This window comes from Flavobacterium sp. UBA7680, assembly GCF_002482975.1.
Classification (GTDB): domain Bacteria; phylum Bacteroidota; class Bacteroidia; order Flavobacteriales; family Flavobacteriaceae; genus Flavobacterium.
On sequence record NZ_DLHA01000024.1, the window covers coordinates 26,696 to 47,053 of the forward strand.

Consider the following 20,358-nt stretch of genomic DNA (forward strand, 5'->3'; position numbering starts at 1 on the left):
TCATAAATCAACTGACCGCGTAGTTCAACTGGATAGAATATCAGATTTCGGCTCTGAGGGTTGGGGGTTCGAACCCCTCCGCGGTCACTTGACGGGACAAAGAAGATTTTTTCTTCTTTGTCCCGTTATTCTTTGGGGCTAATTCCTCATTAATTAAGTAAACTATATGAACTACCTCATTTATTCGCGCGGTTCGAAACTGCTTTTCTTCAATTGTGAATTTTTCAGGATATATTGAACCAATAATGTTTCGAAAATGAGTTAAATCCGCTTCGCTACAGCATTGGTTAAGCTTCATCAAATTTTTAATTCCTGTTTTTAATAAATCCGAAAGACTAATATTCTCTCCAGCTAAATCTGCTAATTTAATTTCAAGTCGATGAATTTTATTGTCATAATCCGTTTTCATCTCAGTGTAATCTTTCACTTCAATCTTTCTTGAAGCGAGCAAATCTCTGATATAGGAAATCTTCTGTTCAAATTCTTTCAGCTGAGAAATTACTCTGTTCTTTTCTGCAATTGATTCCTTATTGAAATCATTAAAATATTCTTTAACAGCTGTTATGTAAATCTTTTCTGTTTCAGGTTTTGGAATATACTTTTGTAACTGTTCATAGAAAATGCGGTTAACCTCACACGATCTGATTCTGTAATTACAGCCCTTATAGCAATGATAATATGAATAATGGCTGTTTCTTCCTTTAGATATGCTTGCAGTTAAGATTTTATCGCAGAGAGGGCACTTAAATAAGCCTTTAAGAGGAAATGGTTCGGAGATTGCAGATTTAGTTCTGAAATTCTTTCTTCGTCCTTCTAAAACGTCTTGAACAAGATAAAATAGCGCCTCAGAAATTAATGGCTCGTGTGAGCCCATTACGTATTTTGCTTCCTCGTCTTTGAATTTCGGAATTAAAATTTTTCCACAATAAAGAGGATTGCGGATTTGTCTCCAGAAATTATTTTTACTTGTTTTAAGTCCTTTTCTTTTTGCCTGAAGAAAAATCTGCTCCGTATTAAAAATATCTTTTGCAATTTCTTCAAAACACCATTTTAAGATGGATGCTTCAGGCTGGTCAAAAGTTATATATTTATTACCATCCTCGGTTATTTTATTTATGTAACCAGAAGGAGCTAGTCCCATGTAACGTCCCTCTTTTCGTGCTCTTCTCATGCCGTGAAAAGTATTTAATGCCCGTCTGTCATTTTCTACTTCTGGAGCTGCAAGATAAAAAGCAAGCATCATTTTGTTTTCTGGAATAGACAAATCTAAAGGCTGTTCTATAGCCTGAGGCTCAATACCAAGTCTACGTAGAGTATTGATCATCTGGTAAGCATCGCCAGCATTTCTGCTGAACCTGTCCCATTTGGTAAATAAGATCAAATCCGTCTTATTTTTGTATCTTTTAATTGTTGTTAGATAAAGTTTCCATTTGGGTCTATTAAAAGTTTTTGCAGAATGATCTTCATAAATAACATCCCTTACAGCAATACAATTAATCTCACAGTACTTTCTTAGCATTTCCTCTTGATTTCTTTGCGAGTAACCTTTTTCCGCCTGCTCGTCTGTACTCACTCTCACATATAAATCTGCTGTCTTTTTCATTCCTCTTCTTGTTTAAATAATTCAAAACTGTTACTTTGGCAAGTAGTCGTATTAAATCTAATACTTTACCTGCCTGTTCAAGCGTTACATCTACATTTTCATCTTTCAGCATTTTCATGGCTTGCTCTGCCGTCATTTTTCCTCTTTCATTTTCATCTTCATTTCTCATTTCACAATTCCTCTTCATTAAAAAAAGACCGAGTCTCGGTCTTTTTTGTTCCACAATCATTCATCGCTATAAAGTTATGACACTTTTTTCATTTTATCCTGATCAAAATATGGTGGGGATAATACAAATATAAAACCTAATTCACTGAGGATCATAAGCAAAATTTACTTATCATAACTTAATCATTTTTTAGATTATTATAAAGATAAGTCGCTTTTCTGTCAATGTCATGGACATAATATGTACATAACAATAGTTCTATCATTATGGATAGACTTATTTAGTTTAGTGTTCATTTATCTTCGCTCTTCTCATTGAGCATTCTGTATATTTCATCCAGAACCTCTATTTCTGCACTTGGAATCAGCTGAAGGGCAAGCTCCAGAACAGAGCCAATGTATATTTCCCTGTTATCAAGTTCATCCGAATAAACCACATTCAAGCACATTTTAATAAGATTCACTCCCAGACATGTCATATCTGTATAACCATAAAATCTTATCTCGCGTGTTGATTCCCCGACTTTGTCCCCTGCAGGTTTCAGCAGTTTAAAATGATAGGATGCAAAATCTTTAAATTCTTCCAATGTTTTTATTTTATCAGTTTCCATAATTTTAAATATTAAAATTTAATGTTGGCTATTCAGTTTCTTCTTTATTTTCTGAAAACAGATCAGCAATCTCATTTAAAAGTTCAAACTCGTCAACTGGAAATAACTGAAGAGCAATTCCCAATATAAGCCCAACATCAATATATTGGTTTTCAATCGTACGTGGAACTTCTGCGCTGTCCTGATCTAAAGCAATAATGCAGAGCTTTATCAGGTTTTTTATAATTGAAACAAGCTCATAATAATCATAAACTCTTATCTCTGCACTGTACATTCCTCTTTTATCGTCTGCTGGTTTCAGGATGTTAAGCAGTCTTCCGCTTAATACCCCGATATTCTCCAGTTTCTTGATTTCATCAGTTTTCATAACTTCATTTTTTTTATGCTGATAAAGTCACTTCTTGATGAATTTCCTCAAGCCTCTCCAGTTCTTTCTGAATCATAGCTTCTGCCTCTTTCATAAAATCACGGCATCTGTCTTCCATCAGCTGATAGTACAGATAATCAGAGCTGTTTCTTCTGCTGAATCGAAGTGTGTTCGGATTCTTTTTCAAAAGTCTGAACATATTTTTTTCATCCCTGCTGTTTCGGGGGAAGTAATCAGAAGTTATGCCTGTAAAGTATTCGCACAGTTCAAATAAGTAGCCCATAGAAAAATGGTTAGGTGTGTATCCCAGAAATACCCTTATAAGTGAAAGACACGTCTGCTCTACGATCTGATGAAGGGAACTCATTCTAACTTCATAGGAAAAATACTGGTCATTATTGTAAATAAGATCCCAGATAGATGCACTAACACTGCTTCGGTCTTCAGCATATAATGTGGTGCTTTTTACATGACGTATCCCAGAATCTATGTTAATTTTAGGATGCTTCTCGGCATCAATAAACAGAGCCTGAGAGTTCCTAATAATATTACATAAGAATAACTGCTGGTCGCCGTATAATTTCACAATATTTCGCAGGCTGTGCATGAGAATAGTAACGGTTATCATACCTTTCGATCTGCCCTTAATCTTATCTGTAATGTCATTGGCTATATTGTCCTCGAACTCTTCTGCTATGACCAGCAGATAAAGATGAACATGCTTTTCTTTTTTAACAGGCTTATGAAAAGGCTCATTAAAAGTATAACTGCTCTTCTTCTCTGCAAAACAGTAAATGCCTATCGGATCGATGTTCTGCGAAATAACTCGATAAATTAAATCGGATGCGGTGTTTTGAATTGCTTTCATAATTTTACTCATTTTAGTTAATACTTGTCTGAAAAATTGTATTTTTGTTTAACACACAGGCAAGTAAGCAATTACTTGTACCGTACGGTATCAAATTTTTCCGTACCGTACATGAGATTTTTTGTATCATACATGAATCCCGCTTTTTTATTCTTAATTATTATCTTTGAGCTATGAGTACATTAACAAAACCAAACCACATGGGGCGCAAAATCAGCCGTATCCGTGAACTGAAAGACATGAAACAGGAAGCACTTGCGCAGGCTATGGGAACAAACCAGCAGACTGTTTCGATATTAGAAAATAGTGAAGATATTGATGATGAAAAATTAGCAGAAGTGGCAAAAGCCTTGGGAGTAACTGTAGAAGCAATTAAAAATTTTTCTGATGAAGGTGTAATTAATTATTTCAACACTTTTGGTGATAACAGCTTTACAAATGGAGCATTCAATGCAAGTCATTGTAATTTTAATCCTCTTGATAAACTAATAGAAGCCCATGAACAGCAACTCAAATTATACGAACGTTTGATTCAAGCAGAAAAAGACAAAGTTGAATATTTGGAAAAATTACTAAAAGCCAAATAAGCTTTTCTATAAAAGATATATTAATTCAAAAAGAGACCTTCGAGTCTCTTTTTTATTGGAGTATTATCACTTATATGTAACCACGTTCCTTGCATGTAATTATAATTCTTTTCCTGCCATAAGTTTGCTTCTTAAGCTATAGGTATAGGTGGTTGAATAGAAAACACTTCAATATATTTTTCACCAGAAATGTAGAATGGCTTTTTATTCAAAACATTACTTAATGTAAAAGGTTTCTGATCCCAAGATGTATTTGGTATAACATTTCGTAACATTTCTTGGGGAAATACGAGCCCAATATTATGACGTGCATTAACTTCATCAAAAACTACCAATAAATAGTGTTTTTCTTTAAAAAGAAATGCTGACATTTCATATTTACTTTTCAAAGATTCGTTTACAATAATTTTATTTATTATTTCTTCATCATTACTTTCAAAAAAGACTTGGATCTTTTCTGCGTCATTTATTTTTTTTAATTTATTTTTTTCCAATTCTTTTGTTACTCTTGCAATCATCATAGAGTCATCTCTAAATTTAAAAAGAATATATTTTGAAAAATCTGTTATAGCACATAAATTAAATAGCATTAAAAATTGAATGATGCTGATGTTATTTCTTTCAGTTCTTAGTCCTTCAACAAAGTTTATAAAATTTAGCTTGTTTTGGAATATTTCGCTTGCAAAATCGGAGATAGTGAAGCCAGACCCTGAAAATGGAGCAAATTGTGTCATCTGAACACATAAAACTTCTATATTTTCATCATTCCAAAGACTAATAAAAATCTGCTTAATTTCATTTTCAATACCTCCGACTAATTTGATACTATGATATACATTATAGATTGAATAGTTGTCAACATTTATTTTTTGTTCCTTGAATTGTGCTACATATTCTTTAAAAGCCTCCAAAGTAAGACTTACAAAGTATTCTCTTTTAATATCCCATAAATGGCTATCTTTTCTTCTATGCCAAATTTCTCCATACAACAAAAGTTTATTTTCAAGAGACAAAATTTCCTCAAACATATTGTTCAATAACCATGTGCCTACTCCTTTATTATCAGCATTTAACTCGATCCTTTTATCGACAAAAGAGTGTAATAGTCTTAAAACTTCAATTTCATTAAGTTGATAATCAACTCTTTTTTCATATAGTATTCCTAGAATTAGTATTGACCATTTTACGTGAGGAATGCTATTTGAATTAAAATAATCAAATCGTTTTAAAAGCTCAGTTAACTTGTGCTGTTCAAATAAAACATTTATTAAATCGTATGGTAGATTATAGGGAGTTCCTAAATCATTTAATGGCAGATCAGCGTTCTGGAAAAGGAGTTGGTATTCAGATTCCAATAAATCTGTTGTGAGAAACTTTTGTTGCATTAACTTTCTAAAATTATTTTCAAATTTTATAGAATGGTTGTTTTCAATTTCATTTTCTTCTCCAAACAGACATGCTAAAGTTTTTAAAAGTAAATCTAAATCATCTTTCTGAACATTAATAAAGTCCCTTACAGTCAAATCTTCAGCTTTTAGTTCTTCATATATTTTATATTTGTCTAAGGACTGGAATTTGTCGATTATTATAACTGTTTCCTTAGATTGATTTGTATTAAATAGCTTTTTTTTGTCGGAAGGTTTAACCATTGGTAATTGATAAAATTGTCCCGTTTTATCAATTTTTAATAAAGTATTTCGATTGTCATTTAAGATCTTTATCAGTTTTGGAAATTTCAGCTTGAAATATGTGAAATTCATAAAATCTTTTAAGTCGAGTTCACTTTCAAAAAACGGATATTCAAATATTATTTGGTTAGCAATTCTCTTTGCATCCCTAAGATTTTTAACATATAAATCAAATAAATTGTATTTATTTTTTAATGCAAAATTCAGTCTGTCTTCAAAATTGCTAATCGATGCTAAATCGGATTTCAGGAGCAATTTTATAAAATATTCTCCTAATGTCTTTGTTTCTAATTCGGGTAATAAAATCTCTAATTGGAAAAATTTATCAATAAATTTTGAGTCTAAAATTTCATTATTGACTTTTAGCCGACTTACAACATAATCTTTGTCCATCGCAACAACGAAAATGGTATTATTAAAATCCGCTGTATTCCTAATTAATTTTAAAACTTCTAAAATCTCACTGTCACTTAATCTATCGAGGTCATCAACAAAAACAATAATTTTTTTACCTATTTCACCAAGTCTAATATTAATATCATCGTACAAATTCTTTGAAGGAGTTTCTATCGATTTAGACGCAACATTTTCAAAAAACTCAACTAATTGGTTTTCTTTATAGATATTTGTTAAACGCTTCGAATACTCTAATATCTGATTAGCCAATTTTCCATTAAAATATGATAACTCTTTACTAAGTGATGTAAAAAATTCACTTATTATGTCTTCTTCCTTATGATTGAGATACGGTAAAAAATTAATTATAATAGGATTGTCTTTGTCAGCAAATTTCAAATAATTGAACATCATTTTAAAAAAAGAAATTTTAGGTTTTAATTGTGAGCTGACCATTTTTATAATACTTGATTTACCATTTCCCCAAGGCCCCACTAAACCGATAGTAAATGATTTTTCACTATTATGGTTCTTTAAAACATCTGTCAATTTATTTACTATAGTATCGTAATCAAGTTCATCTTCATTTATATCATCAATAGCACTGTCATTTGAAAAATTAACTGGCGCTTTAATTTTCGATAGAAAAAATGAATCATAGAGAAATCTGAAAGAAAAAGAAATAATAAACACAATTAAGGGTATAAGTATAAAATGAATATACTTGAATGGCATATTAAAAACTTTTGACGAAGTAAATTCCCAATCTAGAGTTGACGTCTTTAACAAATAATAAAAGCAGTAAAAGATAAATAATATGCTTAAAATAATCTCATTGTACGATGGCACATATCTGTCTTTAAATATTTTATAAAAGAAAAATATAGAAAAATAAAATGAAGTTAAAAGTAAAAGTATATCTAACCATGTATTTGAAAAGTCTCTATTTATCAGTAAATTTAATTCGATAAAATTTTCAATTTTCGATTGGTAAGCAAAGAAAAGGAATATTACTGCTATTAAAAAAAACATTCTCTTACGCGAAAATGAACTAAATATAATTTCAACAAAATTCTCGAACTTCTCAAACATCTTTTATACTTTAAATTGAATCAAATATAATTTTTTTAGTTTCCTTTTAACGGATAAAATAAGAATATTTTTATCATTTTTAAATATTTAAACTATAAGTAACAAAATAAAAAAGCAAAGCAAGGTATTGGACAGAGCCAGAGAAGTGCGCATAACATTTTTCTTCGTTCCTCAAAAAATGCCCTTCGGGACTTATAGCACTTCAACTGTCTGGCTGTCCAATTGAAGACTGCTTTCTTTTTTCCTTTTTTCTTTTTTTAAGCATTTATCTATAGTAACAGTCTACAGCCATCATGACCATATTTTGCGCATGATACATATAAATATTTTCGCTAAATTAGAAGCCTGCTTTTAAAAATCTCCAAAGATTGCCACGTTCCTGCAATCAGCAAGATGAACGGTTGTTTAACAACCGCCTATCTTGCCACCCATTGCCTCGGAACTCGGCGGTGGAGAAACTTAAATTCAAAGAGTTTGATAATAATGAAAATGAAAGATGATGAAAAGAGAAAATTCAAACAGAACACGAATCGTGGGACTGCGATTCACTCCTTTGGAGTATGCCGAACTGGAAAAAAGATTTAGAGCAAGCACCTGCCGAAAATTAAGTGACCATATCAGAAGTCACTTATTCAACAAACCAATTGTAGCAACTTACAGAAATCAGTCTTTAGACGATCTGATGGAAGAGACAGCTTTGCTTACTTCCGAATTACGGGTAATCGGCAATAATATCAATCAAATCGCCAGAAAAATAAACACGTTCAAAACAGTTCCCGATTTCAAAGGGCATCTTTATCTGTTCGAGATACAGAGAAAAAGACTTTTTGATAAGATGGAAGAGGTATCAGACCACACCCAGAAAATAGCAGAAAAATGGTTGCAGTGATAAAAACAAGCTCGTCCATAAGAAGCATTCTGAATTACAACGAAAATAAAGTTGAGATTGGAAAAGCTGAATGTATCAGTGCTGTGAATTATCCGCTGGAACTGGAGAAACTGAGTTTTACTTCAAAATTAAACCGCTTTCTAAAACTGGCGGAACTCAATACCAATGCGAAGCGAAATACAGTGCATATCTCACTCAACTTTGATCCTTCAGAGAATCATTCGAAAGAAAAACTGGCTGAAATTGCAGACACTTATATGGAAAAACTCGGATTCGGCAGACAGCCTTACCTGGTGTATCAGCATTATGATGCGGGTCATCCGCACTGCCATATCGTGACAAACAACATTCAGAGAGATGGAAAAAGAATAGATCTGAATTTATTAGGGATCAGAAAATCAGAACCTGCCCGAAAAGAAATTGAAGAAATGTTCGGCCTTGTAAAAGCCGAAGGAAGAAAACAGAAAGAACAATTTTCGTTAAATCCGATAGATGTCGGCAGAGTCCAATACGGAAAAGCAGAGTCCCGAAAGGCAATCAATTCAGTTTTAAACAAGGTTCTATTTGACTATAAATTTTCAAGCCTGCCTGAACTCAACGCGGTTTTAAACCTCTACAATGTTCATGCTGACAGAGGAACTGAGGAATCGAGAGTTTTTAAAAACAACGGACTGCTTTACAAGATACTTGACCAAAATTCGAAACCGATAGGCGTGCCGATAAAAGCCAGCGAATTCTATAGCAGACCTACCTTAAAATTTCTTGAGGAAAAATTCAGGGTAAATGAAACAAAGAAGCAATACGGCAAAAGCCACGTTAAAAATGCTTTGAGACAGGCTTTTTTTGATGAAAGAATTACTTCTATCGAGAAATTATCCGAAAGGCTCAAAGATGAAGCCATTCATACTATTTTAAGAAAAAGCAGTGAGGGAAAACTTTATGGAATTACATTTATCGACTTTAAAACACAGTCGGTTCTCAATGGAAGCAGTCTGGGAAAAGAATTTAGTGCAAAAGGAATTCAGGAAAACTGTGCAATGAACATTCTTGCACTTGAAAGGAAATACCAAAAGTCCAATTCAACCGTTTCAGAAAACATTCAAAATCTCGAATCGCGAGAGCATGTAAAAGAAAATCTTGCAGATATACTCCTTCGTGGTGAAAAAATAAATGACTATATATCTAGAGAATTTAAACAAAGAAAGAAGAAAACAATTAAGAGAGGAATTTGATTAATAGAGTGTACATTTATCCTTTTCCATTTTTCAACTTACATAATTATTCAGAGATTAACTAAATTTATCAATAATCATTTCTTTAGGTCTAAATAAAATTCAATACCAGCATCTGGAAAAATAGCAGAATACACTTTCTTCTTAGTGTTATAACTCAAAGGGTTTATTTCGATTAAGATTTTAATATTTTCAATGTATCGATAATCAATTAAACTAAAGATGTAATCTATAAAATTAAATGCACTTTCATAATACTTTTCGACATTTTCTTTTGAAGGATTTAAGTACGTTTTATTTAGAACTTCGATTTGAAAAGATTTTTTAGTAAGATTAAATAACGGAAATATATCATCAAAATATTCTTCTCCTAGAATGTTTATTTTAGAATTTTCGTCAAAGTGAACATACTTATTTCTGATAGACATTAGATCTAAAATATTTTTTATCTCTTGTCTATCTATATCGATATCATGATTAAATATATGAGTGAAGAACTTTATGTTTTCTAACTTTTCCTTAAAACTGTAGTTAAGATATTTTTTTAAGACATTTTCATAATTCAACAATTCCTTTTTTACTCCTATTCTAATGATAATATTAATAAAAGATTCGATCATAAAAGCCGTATTTAACAATAGAGATTTAGCTTTTGGATGAAAGGTGATTAAATTATCTGTATACAGTTTAAGATCAGAAAGATAAATGTCTATATCTTCTTTTGGGGCAATGTGACCTTTAATTAAAGATGGCTCGTCCAAATTTTTACTACGGACTTCTTCGATTAAATCAGTTATTGAATTCAAATAGCTCTTATAATGGTTTATATAAACTATATGTTTTTCAAATTTCAAAATTTGAATATTTATCTCATCTTTATATTTTTCAAGGTTTTTTTGAAAAAACGTATGTATATTAAAGTTAGAATCTTCATGATAAAAAGTAACTTCTAATTGTTTGCATGTTCTTACAAGATGAACAAATCCTTCATCATTTTCAACTACAAAATCCCACCATATTAAATTGTCCAGAGGAAGTCCTTCTTTAAACATTGTGTAAATTCCATTTGGCTTGTCAATACCTACACATTTAAATAAAGAATACAATCTTAAACAATTATAGTTTAGATCTCGAATTGATTCTATCTTATAATCTGCTTTTTTTTGAAAAAAGTCTAAGTATTTTACAGGTACTAAATTCCAGTTTGCTATTTCATAATCGACTGCTTTTTCCATGAAAATCTTAAATTTCAATAAATATGAGTGAAGTAAGTCCGTTTAGTAAATTATCTATGCCTTTTATTTTAAAACCTTATTCAAGACATTCTGAAATTCTTCATCCGAAAATTTAAAAATTAGATTCTCTATCTCGGAAAGTTTTTCAGAAATATTCTCGTTTGAAGCAACATTTCCTTTAATTAATTCTTGAATTTCTAATTGTCGTTTTAAGACTGACCTCAAATAACCTTGATTTGTATTGGTAATTTGTAAAATTTTAATCAAAGTTAGCCCTAAATCTACTTCAAATTTTTGCTCTCCAGGGTTTTTCAAAAAATCATTGATTTCCATAGTAATTATAGATTTTGTTAAAATTAAAATTATTTATTTATACTTCGAGTCAAATCATTAATCCCAGCTTTTAATACCTGCCAAGATATCTTTGCGGTATCTAGATCTGGATTAAAACCGCTACTCATCTGCTGATAAGGATGAATATAATTTCTAAAATCTCTCAAACTATGACTGTACTTTTTTACGTCGAGACCTAAAATGCCTATGTTATGAGCGACATCTATAAAATTACTTAGTGTCCAATCATAAAACGGCAAAACTTTTCCTGTATCCTTATTTTTGGGGCTCGCAGTACTTTGGTTAAATTCCCTCATTTTAGAACTTGCCACACCTAGTAAAATACCTTCTAATACACTGCCACACATTATTATCACAGAAAGTGGTGCATCGTGGACAATACTTTTATTAATTTCAATTAAGCGTTTATTTAAAATTTCTGTAACAGTGCTGTCAATATTTAGTTTATATAGTGATATTTCTTTAAATTCCTTATTCAGAAACTCATTTATTGTTGAGACATCGTTCCTAACTTCTTTACTTTTAATGCCTAGTAGACGATTTATAATTTTCTCACATTCTACAACTAACAGAGCTTCATTGCTATCTATATTCTGATTGGAAATCAATTTTTGAGTTTTCCAATATTCAATTAGTTCTTTAATTACTTTCCCTACAATTAAATCTGATTCCAATTGCCAAAATACCTTCAATCTCTTAGCTTTTGAATGTCCGTAAATTTCATATTTCGTACTGTATATATCGAGCTTAGTGAGGTTAAATATAAATTCTTGGAAAGAGGTGTTTGAAAAATTTAGAACATATCCACCATCCATTCCTAAAATCCTTTCGATCATTAATTTTTCAGATTGTTTAATTTCTGCCATTACAATTTTTTTTTAATAAAAATTAAGATAATATAATAACGCACATGCAATATTCGCATAAAAATGAGTGGTTAAAATCCCACTAACTTTCCACTAATTACCCAACATTTATGTTTAAAGTTATTTCTATAATTTGTATTTTAGAATAACATTTTTAATTATATCTTCAATAAATTCAGTAGTCTTACTTTCAGTAACAACAATGTTTGAAGGATGCGCGTAAGAATTACGGATCCCTAATTTAGCATCTAATATTTTTCTTATATCATTACTAATTATATTAGCACTTCTGCAAAACTCAATAAATTTATTTTCTGGAATTTCGCTGAAGTCATCCTTATTTGATATTTTAGAAATTTTAACCCTTTTGTCCGTATTCTTTGATAATGCTAGATTAAAACTATCTAATTCATGTTTTAATATATATTCATACAGATGATCAACAGTTAGATTCCAAACCATGACTATAGAGGCTCTATATGCTGATATTTCGAAACAATTAATAGCCTCATTTAAGAATTCATTTTCTATTGGATTTGTTACATATGTTAAAATTTCTCTTAGTTCCTTTTTAAGTTTTGCTTTGACAGGGTTTTTTATGATATTAGACTCTAATGCAATTCTTAAGTTTCTATGTAACTGATAACCATTTTTAGTTCGTAAAAATTTGGGCGTGTTCTTTTCCTTACCTTTAATATTACTAATTAAATATTGTGATATATTACTATAAGGCGTTAAATTTAAACTTTGAAAACATTCACGTACCAAATTTATTTGAGTGTCAGGATTGTTTTTTTCTACCGTTAAGAAATAAACGAAGTAATCAATCTGATCTGAAGATTTCAAATCAAAAAAATCAGGAATGTTATCAATAAAACTGTTTAATTCATTTGACTCAATCATAGTTTATTATTTTTTTAAATCATGCTCAATACAATTCATTCCTGAGGTAGTGAATTTGATATCGTCCCAGTTAGTTACATCTATCCAATTTTTACTATTTTTATTATTTATTAATGTTTGTTTAAGATGTGTAGGAACTTTTTTTCCTAATTCTTTTAAACATGTAAAAACATGAGACAAAGTAACGGTTTCATTTAAAATCTCAACAAGGTAATATACTATTAAAAGTGATACCTCTTCAGATGTATTTATTTTATACTTAGCTGAAAAGTCCTTTAAAGATTCTTTATCTTTAGGTCTCAAATTTAATTCCGCAAGAAATTTAGCGTCATTTCCTGAACTAACTTTTGCTTTAGTTTTCGCGCCAACTTTTTGAGAGTCTATACTTTTTTTCTTTGTATTAGAGGAGTTTGATGGCTTAGATGTTGAGTTACCTTGAAAAATTTCTAAAACCTTATTTTTTCCCTTATCTAAAAGAATATAGTTGCTATCATTTACAGGTTTAATATACATTGATCTAGTACAGTTTTTAAATAATTGCGATAATCCTTTTATCCTTGCATCAGTCTTCCTATCAGATTCTATGTATAATTGTAAAATATCTTCTCTGATAAATTCTTTAGTTCCTCCTTTTGACGCTGTAAAAGCATAAACTAAAACCCAATCAGTTTCCGTTTTAGCTAAATCTCGTAATTTTATCTCTTTCAAGTTTGGATAAGAATTATCTTCTTTAATATCTGCCATATTTGTTGTTAAAATTTCAACTTCAGCATCGATTGTATTATTTTGCTCATATTTCACATCATTTGTAGCAACGGCTGTAGGGAGAATATTTTTTGAATTTATTTTACCTGACAAAATCATTCCAAACGATTCACTTATGCTTTGTCCTACGGTATCAGTAAAAGTTGCTTTAAATTTTCTCTCTGTTTGATTTTCAGAAAACTCTATTGTATTAATATTATTTGTGGAGTTTTTCTGTTCTACTCCTTCACCGCAGAAAACACAGATGGGAGCATCTTTAAGTAGTTTTTCATTACATTTTTTACATTTAGTTTGTTTAAAACATGTTGGACAAAAAAATCCTAATTCTGGTTGTAGACTTTCACAATATGTACAATTCATTTTTATAATTATTTAATTGGTTAATCAGTAGTTATTTGAAAAATTAAAACACAAGAAAGATACTTAAATTAGAAAGAAATTTATTATTTTTTTTCTTCATATTTTTTGCTGTAAATATTTATTTAATTGTTTACAGTAAAATATTATTTTAAAGAATTAAAATTGCTATCATATTTTTAATTTTCTTATACAAAGGTTTAAATCAAGTGCGCAATCATTTTGCGCAGATAGAAGAAATAAAAAATTGACAGAAATATTTTCAGAATATAGACATAAACAAATTTTAATAATAGTTTTTAGAAGCCAATATAATTGTTCGAAAATTGATTTAAACAGGTAAAAGTACGTGTGGTGTAATCATATTTATCTTTATTTTTGATTTGTATTAAAAATTATATTTTTCTGAACTTAAAGTATTTATTGCAAAAAAAATATTTATTAATTAAAAAAAAATAAAAATGGCGAAAGCATTTTTGTCCCATAGTAGTATAGATAAAAAAAGATATGTCTCAATTGTTCATAAATATCTAGGGCAGAGTAAATGTATCTATGATGAAGTATCCTTTGAAGAAGGAATGAAAAATTATGAGGAAATTTTGAGTGGCTTAGATAGATCAGACCTATTTGTTCTATTTATTTCTAACGATTCACTGGATTCTGAATGGGTTCAAAAAGAAATTTTGAATAGCTATGACAAATTAAAAAAGGGAGAATTGCAACGAATTTTCCCCATTATTATAGATGAGAATATCACATATAAAGATCATAGAATTCCCGATTGGATGAGAAAAGAATACAACATTCAATATATCTCTCGCCCGAAATTAGCGGCTCGAAGAATAAATCAAAGGTTAATTGAGATTTCATGGCAATATCATCCATTAGTTAAGGAAAAGAATAATTTATTTGTAGGAAGAAATCAACAAATTTCTGAATTTGAAGAACGATTTGATTCCTTTGATTTAAATGCGCCAAATTGTGTTTTTGTTTGTGGGTTAGAGAAAATAGGACGTAAAAGTTTTAACAAGAAGGCTTTAATAAAGTGTTCAATTATTAAAGAATCTTATGAGTTTACAAAAATAAGTCTAGATATTAATGAAAGTGTAGAAGATTTTATATTAAAACTATATGATTTAGGATTTTCTGAAGAAATAGACATTAAAAATTTGATGTTTAAAACAATTGATGAAAAGCTTTCATTAATAAATCAATTATTAATCGATATTAACAAAGCCAAAGAAATTATTCAAGTCATAGATAATGGATGCATAGTTTCTCCATCAGGAGAACTTGCTGATTGGTTTGATAGTATTATAAATAGTTTCACAGAGCATGACGACTATCTTTACTTTAATATCATTTCAAAATATAGATTTTATAAGGCATACAATTTAAATAAAAAAATATATCATATCAATTTAAGCGAACTTGACCCCAAAGAAAGAATTGGACTTCTTAAAAGATATGCCAATTTATTTGAAATTGTATTAGATGAGGAAGCCATTGATATATTTAAAAACACATTACAAGGATTTCCCGAGCAAATTTTTTATTGTATAGATATTATTCGAGCACAGGGAATAAACTATCTTAAGGAAAATTCGTATTTAATCGTTGAATATAATACTGAAAAGGTAAAGGAACTTATAAAACAATATGAAGAAAATACAGAGTCTTTAAACTTACTTCTTTTATTATCAGAATTTGATTTTATCAGTATAGATTTTCTGAACGAATTTATTTCACTTAGTGAAAATTACATAGGTCTAATAAAAGAATTTATCATAAATGGAATTTGCGAACACTTAGGTGCATCTAAAGAATATATTCGCTTGAATGATGGGATTAGGGATTATATTTCAAGAACCAGAACATCAATGCCACGAGAATTTAAAGATATTATTAAAAAGCATACTGAAGCATTTGTCAACTCCATAGAAGAGTCAGATAATGATTTATCTGAAGTCGTATATACAATTAGAAATTCCTTAAAAAATGGAATAGCTGTACCAAATGAATACTTAATACCGTCTCATTTTCTAAAGACTATTAATGAGTTGTACGATAAAGGAAAAAAATATCACACTATAATTGAATTAGCAGATAGAGTACTTGAAAATTCTACTTTCATGGATAAACATATACTTAATGAAATTACTTACATGTTGTGCCTTTCTTTAGCAAGAATTGGTAGCAGTGATAGATTTTTTAAAGAAGTAGGAAACCTAAAAAAAGAAGATCGTTATTATTTGCTTGGCTTTTATTTCAGATTATCCGGTAACATAGGTCTCGCAAAAGAAAATATAGAAAAATTTTTAAATATCAAGAAAAACTCGATAAAAGGTAGAAGAGAGTTAGTGCAGATTTATATTGATATTGAAGATTTTGAAAATGCGTTTTCATACGCTAAGGAAATTTATGATTATGAAAAACTTAATCCATATAATATACTAGCTTACATTCGCTGCCTTTTTAAAGTCAAAACAGATAATTATAAATTGACAATTGAAGAATTAATTAATGATTTAAAATTAATTAACACAGACATATCTAATGAAATGTATTACAGCGTTAAAGCTGAATATATATCGACATTCGAAAATGATCGAGATACCGCTTTAGCTATAATTGATGAATGTATTGGTAGATTTCCAGATACGCCTTTTCCATTATTAACCAAAATTGAAATTTGTGAAAAATTTAGATTACCTGAGTTAATGGTTGAAACATTGCATAAGTTAAAAGCAAAGAATCCTAAAGCTAATACATATAATAATACCATTAATATACTAGAGGTTAAAAGTCTTGCTCTCTCAGGAAAATTGGGAGAATCTCTTAGATTGATAGATTCCAAATTAAAAAATAAATTGCCTAAAGAAAATATTGATAAGTTAATCGAAAAACTCAAGCAGTATTAAATTTCGATTTTGTTACGAATCTAGAAATGTGTCATTTCTGTCATACTTTTCAATTAACTACTTAAAGTACTCTTTTTTTTATGTATTAATATTATTGTTTAAATAGGAATTCCAGGTGGCTCTAACCCACTTTAGTATTAAGTTAGAATCATAAAATTAGGCATCATTTAAAATCTTTAAATCTTCTAACAAGTGGTTCGAATTCTGTACCGTCAAGGTCACTTTGAAATAAAAAGCCTGAGAATTTATATTCTCAGGCTTTTTTTTATGTAGAAAGATTTTATAAACCTGAATCGTAAAATCAATTACGGCTTAAATTTTTCCATACTTCGATACCCGCTTTACCCCATTTAATAGAAGCAAGAACGTCAAGATCACCATCATTATCAATGTCCTGTAGTTCAATACTGTTTAAATCTGGTACAGGACACAAAGTCTTTGGTGTAAAATTACCTGACTTGTCGTTTAATAAGCAGATTATAGAATATTGATAGCTAAAACCAATATCCTGGCTAAATCCTTCAGCTAAATCATATTTATTAGCCAGGCATACAATATCGTCATAACCGTCTCCATTAATATCTCCAATTCTTATTATATCAATGCCAAAATCAACTGGGATAACTTTACTTTGCCATTGTCCATTGTTATACTTTAACCATTTGAGACTGCTTGAAAACATTATACAGTCAGATGAATTACTATTGTCTACTTTTGCTTTATAAATGCCTTTTATAAATTGATCTTCAAACGGACTTGATTTTTTCTCCCATTTTTCATTCCCCAGATAGTTGAACCACGTTTTTGAATCCAGATCAACTAAATCGTCTGTTTTATCTCCATTTACATCCCAAACAGCAATTTTAGGGAATGCCTCTTTAGTTTCTGTAACCATAGTTCTGTTTTTGCTAAAAACACCATTTCCACTATTCTTATAGATATAAAAACCTCGTATTTCATCTGTCCAATAGTCTACAGCAAGATCTTTGTTGCCATCATTATCATAGTCAATAATTTCAAAGTTTATAAGCCTTTCCTTTTCGTCATGTATAATGGTGAAATGATTAAATTTTATATTTCCTTCATTTTTAAACCATCCTAGTTTTCCATTTTCGCTATCTTCTGAACATATTACTAAATCATCTTTTCCATCATTATCAATATCGGCACATTTTAGATTTTGAATTTTAAAAGGGCTTCTTGCCAATTCTAATGTTTCTGAATATTTTCCTTTATTGTCTATCAAAGTATAGAATAATTCATTGTTATAATAGCCTACAATATCTTTGGTGCCGTTATTGTCTAAATCAGTAAAAAGAAAGCCGGAGCAATCAGATTTTACAACCCACGTGTGTTTTTCTTTTACTGTTCCATTTTTTTGTTGTAGCACCATTGTGAATCGCGGTCTGATTTGTTCGTTATCGTCATCATAAAACAATACATCTTTTATTTTGTCACCATCAAAATCTTCAAAAAAGAATATTTTAGATCCGTTACTATTTGGTAATAAACTTTTCTGATTTTTGATAAAAACATTATTCCCTTTATTCTCTGCCCAGTTGACAAAAGTATATTGATTTTGTTGTGTAAAATAAGCGATGTCAAGATCTCCGTCTGAATCAAAATCTCCAAGTTCAAAACTCTCCAGTTCAAGGGAACTAATTAGTGTATGTGTTTTTCCGAAACCGCCTTTACTATTTCTTTCGATCCAATATATACCAGGATTATTATAGTTTTCTGAATACACTAAATCCAAATCCCCATCTTTATCCATATCCATTAGCGTAAAATTATCCATTCCCGAAGTTGTAAGGATAATGGTGTCTACTAAAACATATTTATTCCCTTTGTAAGAATAGATTTTTAAAGAACGTTTCTCACCATTTTCATTTGAATAAGTTGGCACCAGCAGTTCCTGAATCCCATCTTTATTTATATCAATTCCCAAAACAAAAGATAAATCACGGAAATTATCGTTGAAGGTCTGGAAATAGGTATACTGCTGATTTTTATTGCCTATGTAGGCAATTGGCACTCCTCTTAGACCAGAGATAATAATATCACAAATACCATCAGAATTGGCATCGTATAAATACAATTTAGCATACTCAGAAGGATTATAGGTTATTTTATTTTTTTGTTCTTTTTTGGAGAAACCTTTCGGGCTATTGATAAAAATCGCTATTTCACCACTTTTATATAGTACGACAATATCTAAGTCTTTGTCGCCGTCAATGTCTTCAATACTATAGTGTTCATACTCTTTTTTGCTGTCTCCTATAACCACCATTTTTTGTTTTTTGCCATGACCATCATTAAAATACAAATATGGAAAAGCTAATACATCCAAATCACCATCATTATCGGCGTCAAAAGTTTTGATGCGCCCATACCCGAAACCAGGCCCGTTAATTAGTTCACCAGGTCCAAAATTTTGGGCAGAACAATATTGGCTGATACAAACTAACAAAAAAATAAAAATAAATAAATGGCATTTAGCATTTAAAGGTAATTTCATAGAATTAGAATTCTTAAATTATGTTAATAAAGCCTACTCTAGTTTTTATGACTTCCAGAGTTCTACTGAGTTTTTAGAAACAAATTTAATTTTTTTTATATGTTTCTTATTATTAATGAGATATTTCGTTGAAGATTTTAGAATAAAAAAATATGTCGTACCATAGTTACCAAAAACGGCCAAATATATAAGTATATATTTGGCCGTTTTTTATTGAAATGAGGTATATGATTTTATTAAAAAAAATACCCAATCGTGACTTGAAAAACCCTATTTTTCATATCATTATTTATAAAACGATTGACATCACTTTCTTTAAAAACATTCGAATACGAAATATTATATCTTAAGTCAGTATAAAATTTATCTTTGAATTGATAGCCCAATCCAAAATTTACAGAGGCATCTATACCGCTTGAATAATCACTCAGGTCAAAACTTTCCTTATTTCGATACCCTAAAAAATTGTCTTCGTACTTATTTTTAGCTTTAAAAAGAATTCCTAGTTGAGGCCCCGCTTGAAGGCTTAATCCATTTAGAACAAAATATTTCAGCATAACCGGAATATTTAAGTAATTCAATTCGATAGTGCCATTATAGTTTGAATTTATTACATCTTTATCAGAAAAAGAATGTTTGGTTCCCTGCTGGCTGTAAAGTAACTCTGGTTGAAGTGAAAATCTTTTCGTAAGCGGAATTTCTACCATTGCACCTGCTGTAAACCCAGTTTTTGATGATGAATTTAATTCACTTTCATCGCAAGTCAGGGTTGAAATATTTAAACCTGCTTTTAGCCCCACTTTAACTTTTTGATCTTGAGCTATAGCTGTGGCACACAAAAAAAGTGCGCTTAAAATTAGCATTGATTTTTTCATTGCATTTTGTTTTTTTAGATTGGCAGCTCTGAAACAGGAGAGCTGCCAATCTATATTATTTTT

At 30.0% G+C, this 20,358-nt stretch carries 17 protein-coding genes and 1 tRNA gene; 5 read left to right on the forward strand and 13 right to left on the reverse strand.

Going from position 1 to position 20,358, the window contains the following annotated elements; all coding sequences use genetic code 11:
- Positions 1–13: 13 nt before the first annotated feature.
- Positions 14–87 (forward strand) — tRNA-Arg (locus tag B3C18_RS09405).
- Here the strand turns inward: B3C18_RS09405 and B3C18_RS09410 are convergent.
- From B3C18_RS09410 to B3C18_RS09430, 5 genes are all read right to left on the reverse strand, one after another.
- Positions 41–1,603, reverse strand: a complete 1,563-nt coding sequence (locus B3C18_RS09410) for a recombinase family protein (protein ID WP_291146043.1) — start codon at positions 1,601–1,603, stop codon at positions 41–43. The two genes, B3C18_RS09405 and B3C18_RS09410, sit on opposite strands and share 47 nt — an antisense overlap.
- On the reverse strand, positions 1,500–1,790 hold the full coding sequence (locus B3C18_RS09415; protein ID WP_291145893.1) for a hypothetical protein: 291 nt from the start codon (positions 1,788–1,790) through the stop codon (positions 1,500–1,502). The genes B3C18_RS09410 and B3C18_RS09415 overlap by 104 nt, the downstream gene beginning before the upstream one ends.
- Positions 1,791–2,064: 274 nt before the next feature.
- Entirely contained in the window at positions 2,065–2,382 is a 318-nt protein-coding gene (locus tag B3C18_RS09420; RefSeq protein WP_109192068.1) for a hypothetical protein, read from the reverse strand.
- A gap of 28 nt (positions 2,383–2,410) precedes the next feature.
- On the reverse strand, positions 2,411–2,749 hold the full coding sequence (locus B3C18_RS09425) for a hypothetical protein (protein ID WP_291145898.1): 339 nt from the start codon (positions 2,747–2,749) through the stop codon (positions 2,411–2,413).
- Positions 2,750–2,762: 13 nt separating this feature from the next.
- Positions 2,763–3,617 (reverse strand): hypothetical protein, encoded by an 855-nt coding sequence (locus B3C18_RS09430; RefSeq protein WP_291145900.1) that lies wholly within the window; start codon positions 3,615–3,617, stop codon positions 2,763–2,765.
- Positions 3,618–3,790: 173 nt separating this feature from the next.
- Here B3C18_RS09430 and B3C18_RS09435 point away from each other — a divergent pair, with 173 nt between their 5' ends.
- Positions 3,791–4,204 carry a helix-turn-helix domain-containing protein gene (locus B3C18_RS09435; RefSeq protein ID WP_291145903.1) on the forward strand — a complete coding sequence of 138 codons (414 nt, stop codon included), beginning with the start codon at positions 3,791–3,793 and terminating at the stop codon, positions 4,202–4,204.
- A gap of 131 nt (positions 4,205–4,335) precedes the next feature.
- On the opposite strand, the gene B3C18_RS09440 is transcribed toward B3C18_RS09435, so the two are convergent.
- Positions 4,336–7,023, reverse strand: coding sequence for a KAP family P-loop NTPase fold protein (locus tag B3C18_RS09440; protein WP_291145905.1), 2,688 nt, complete (start codon positions 7,021–7,023; stop codon positions 4,336–4,338).
- Between the two features lie 853 nt (positions 7,024–7,876).
- Here B3C18_RS09440 and B3C18_RS09445 point away from each other — a divergent pair.
- Together B3C18_RS09445 and B3C18_RS09450 are read left to right on the forward strand one after the other, a co-directional pair.
- Positions 7,877–8,269, forward strand: a complete 393-nt coding sequence (locus B3C18_RS09445; RefSeq protein WP_291145908.1) for a plasmid mobilization protein — start codon at positions 7,877–7,879, stop codon at positions 8,267–8,269.
- Positions 8,257–9,501: a relaxase/mobilization nuclease domain-containing protein gene (locus B3C18_RS09450; protein WP_291145912.1), complete on the forward strand. Its 1,245-nt coding sequence runs from the start codon at positions 8,257–8,259 to the stop codon at positions 9,499–9,501. The genes B3C18_RS09445 and B3C18_RS09450 overlap by 13 nt, the downstream gene beginning before the upstream one ends.
- Positions 9,502–9,578: 77 nt before the next feature.
- Here B3C18_RS09450 and B3C18_RS09455 read toward each other — a convergent pair whose 3' ends face one another.
- The 5 genes from B3C18_RS09455 to B3C18_RS09475 all read right to left on the reverse strand — a co-directional run bounded on the left by B3C18_RS09455 (position 9,579) and on the right by B3C18_RS09475 (position 13,984).
- Positions 9,579–10,736 (reverse strand): hypothetical protein, encoded by a 1,158-nt coding sequence (locus B3C18_RS09455; protein ID WP_291145915.1) that lies wholly within the window; start codon positions 10,734–10,736, stop codon positions 9,579–9,581.
- Positions 10,737–10,799: 63 nt separating this feature from the next.
- The gene (locus B3C18_RS09460; RefSeq protein ID WP_291145918.1) at positions 10,800–11,069 is read right to left on the reverse strand and encodes a hypothetical protein; all 270 of its coding nucleotides are present in this window, start codon (positions 11,067–11,069) and stop codon (positions 10,800–10,802) included.
- Between the two features lie 29 nt (positions 11,070–11,098).
- The gene (locus tag B3C18_RS09465) at positions 11,099–11,956 is read right to left on the reverse strand and encodes a hypothetical protein (protein ID WP_291145921.1); all 858 of its coding nucleotides are present in this window, start codon (positions 11,954–11,956) and stop codon (positions 11,099–11,101) included.
- Positions 11,957–12,082: 126 nt separating this feature from the next.
- A complete protein-coding gene (locus tag B3C18_RS09470) occupies positions 12,083–12,859 on the reverse strand; it encodes a hypothetical protein (RefSeq protein ID WP_291145925.1) in 777 nt (258 codons plus the stop codon).
- A 6-nt stretch (positions 12,860–12,865) separates the two neighbouring features.
- Positions 12,866–13,984: a hypothetical protein gene (locus B3C18_RS09475; protein ID WP_291145928.1), complete on the reverse strand. Its 1,119-nt coding sequence runs from the start codon at positions 13,982–13,984 to the stop codon at positions 12,866–12,868.
- 458 nt (positions 13,985–14,442) lie between these two features.
- Between B3C18_RS09475 and B3C18_RS09480 the strand changes: the two genes are divergently transcribed.
- Positions 14,443–16,902, forward strand: a complete 2,460-nt coding sequence (locus tag B3C18_RS09480; protein WP_291145931.1) for a toll/interleukin-1 receptor domain-containing protein — start codon at positions 14,443–14,445, stop codon at positions 16,900–16,902.
- A gap of 301 nt (positions 16,903–17,203) precedes the next feature.
- Here B3C18_RS09480 and B3C18_RS09485 read toward each other — a convergent pair whose 3' ends face one another.
- Entirely contained in the window at positions 17,204–19,420 is a 2,217-nt protein-coding gene (locus B3C18_RS09485; protein WP_291145934.1) for an FG-GAP repeat domain-containing protein, read from the reverse strand.
- 236 nt (positions 19,421–19,656) lie between these two features.
- Positions 19,657–20,295 (reverse strand): porin family protein, encoded by a 639-nt coding sequence (locus B3C18_RS09490; RefSeq protein WP_291145937.1) that lies wholly within the window; start codon positions 20,293–20,295, stop codon positions 19,657–19,659.
- Between the last annotated feature and the right edge of the window lie 63 nt (positions 20,296–20,358).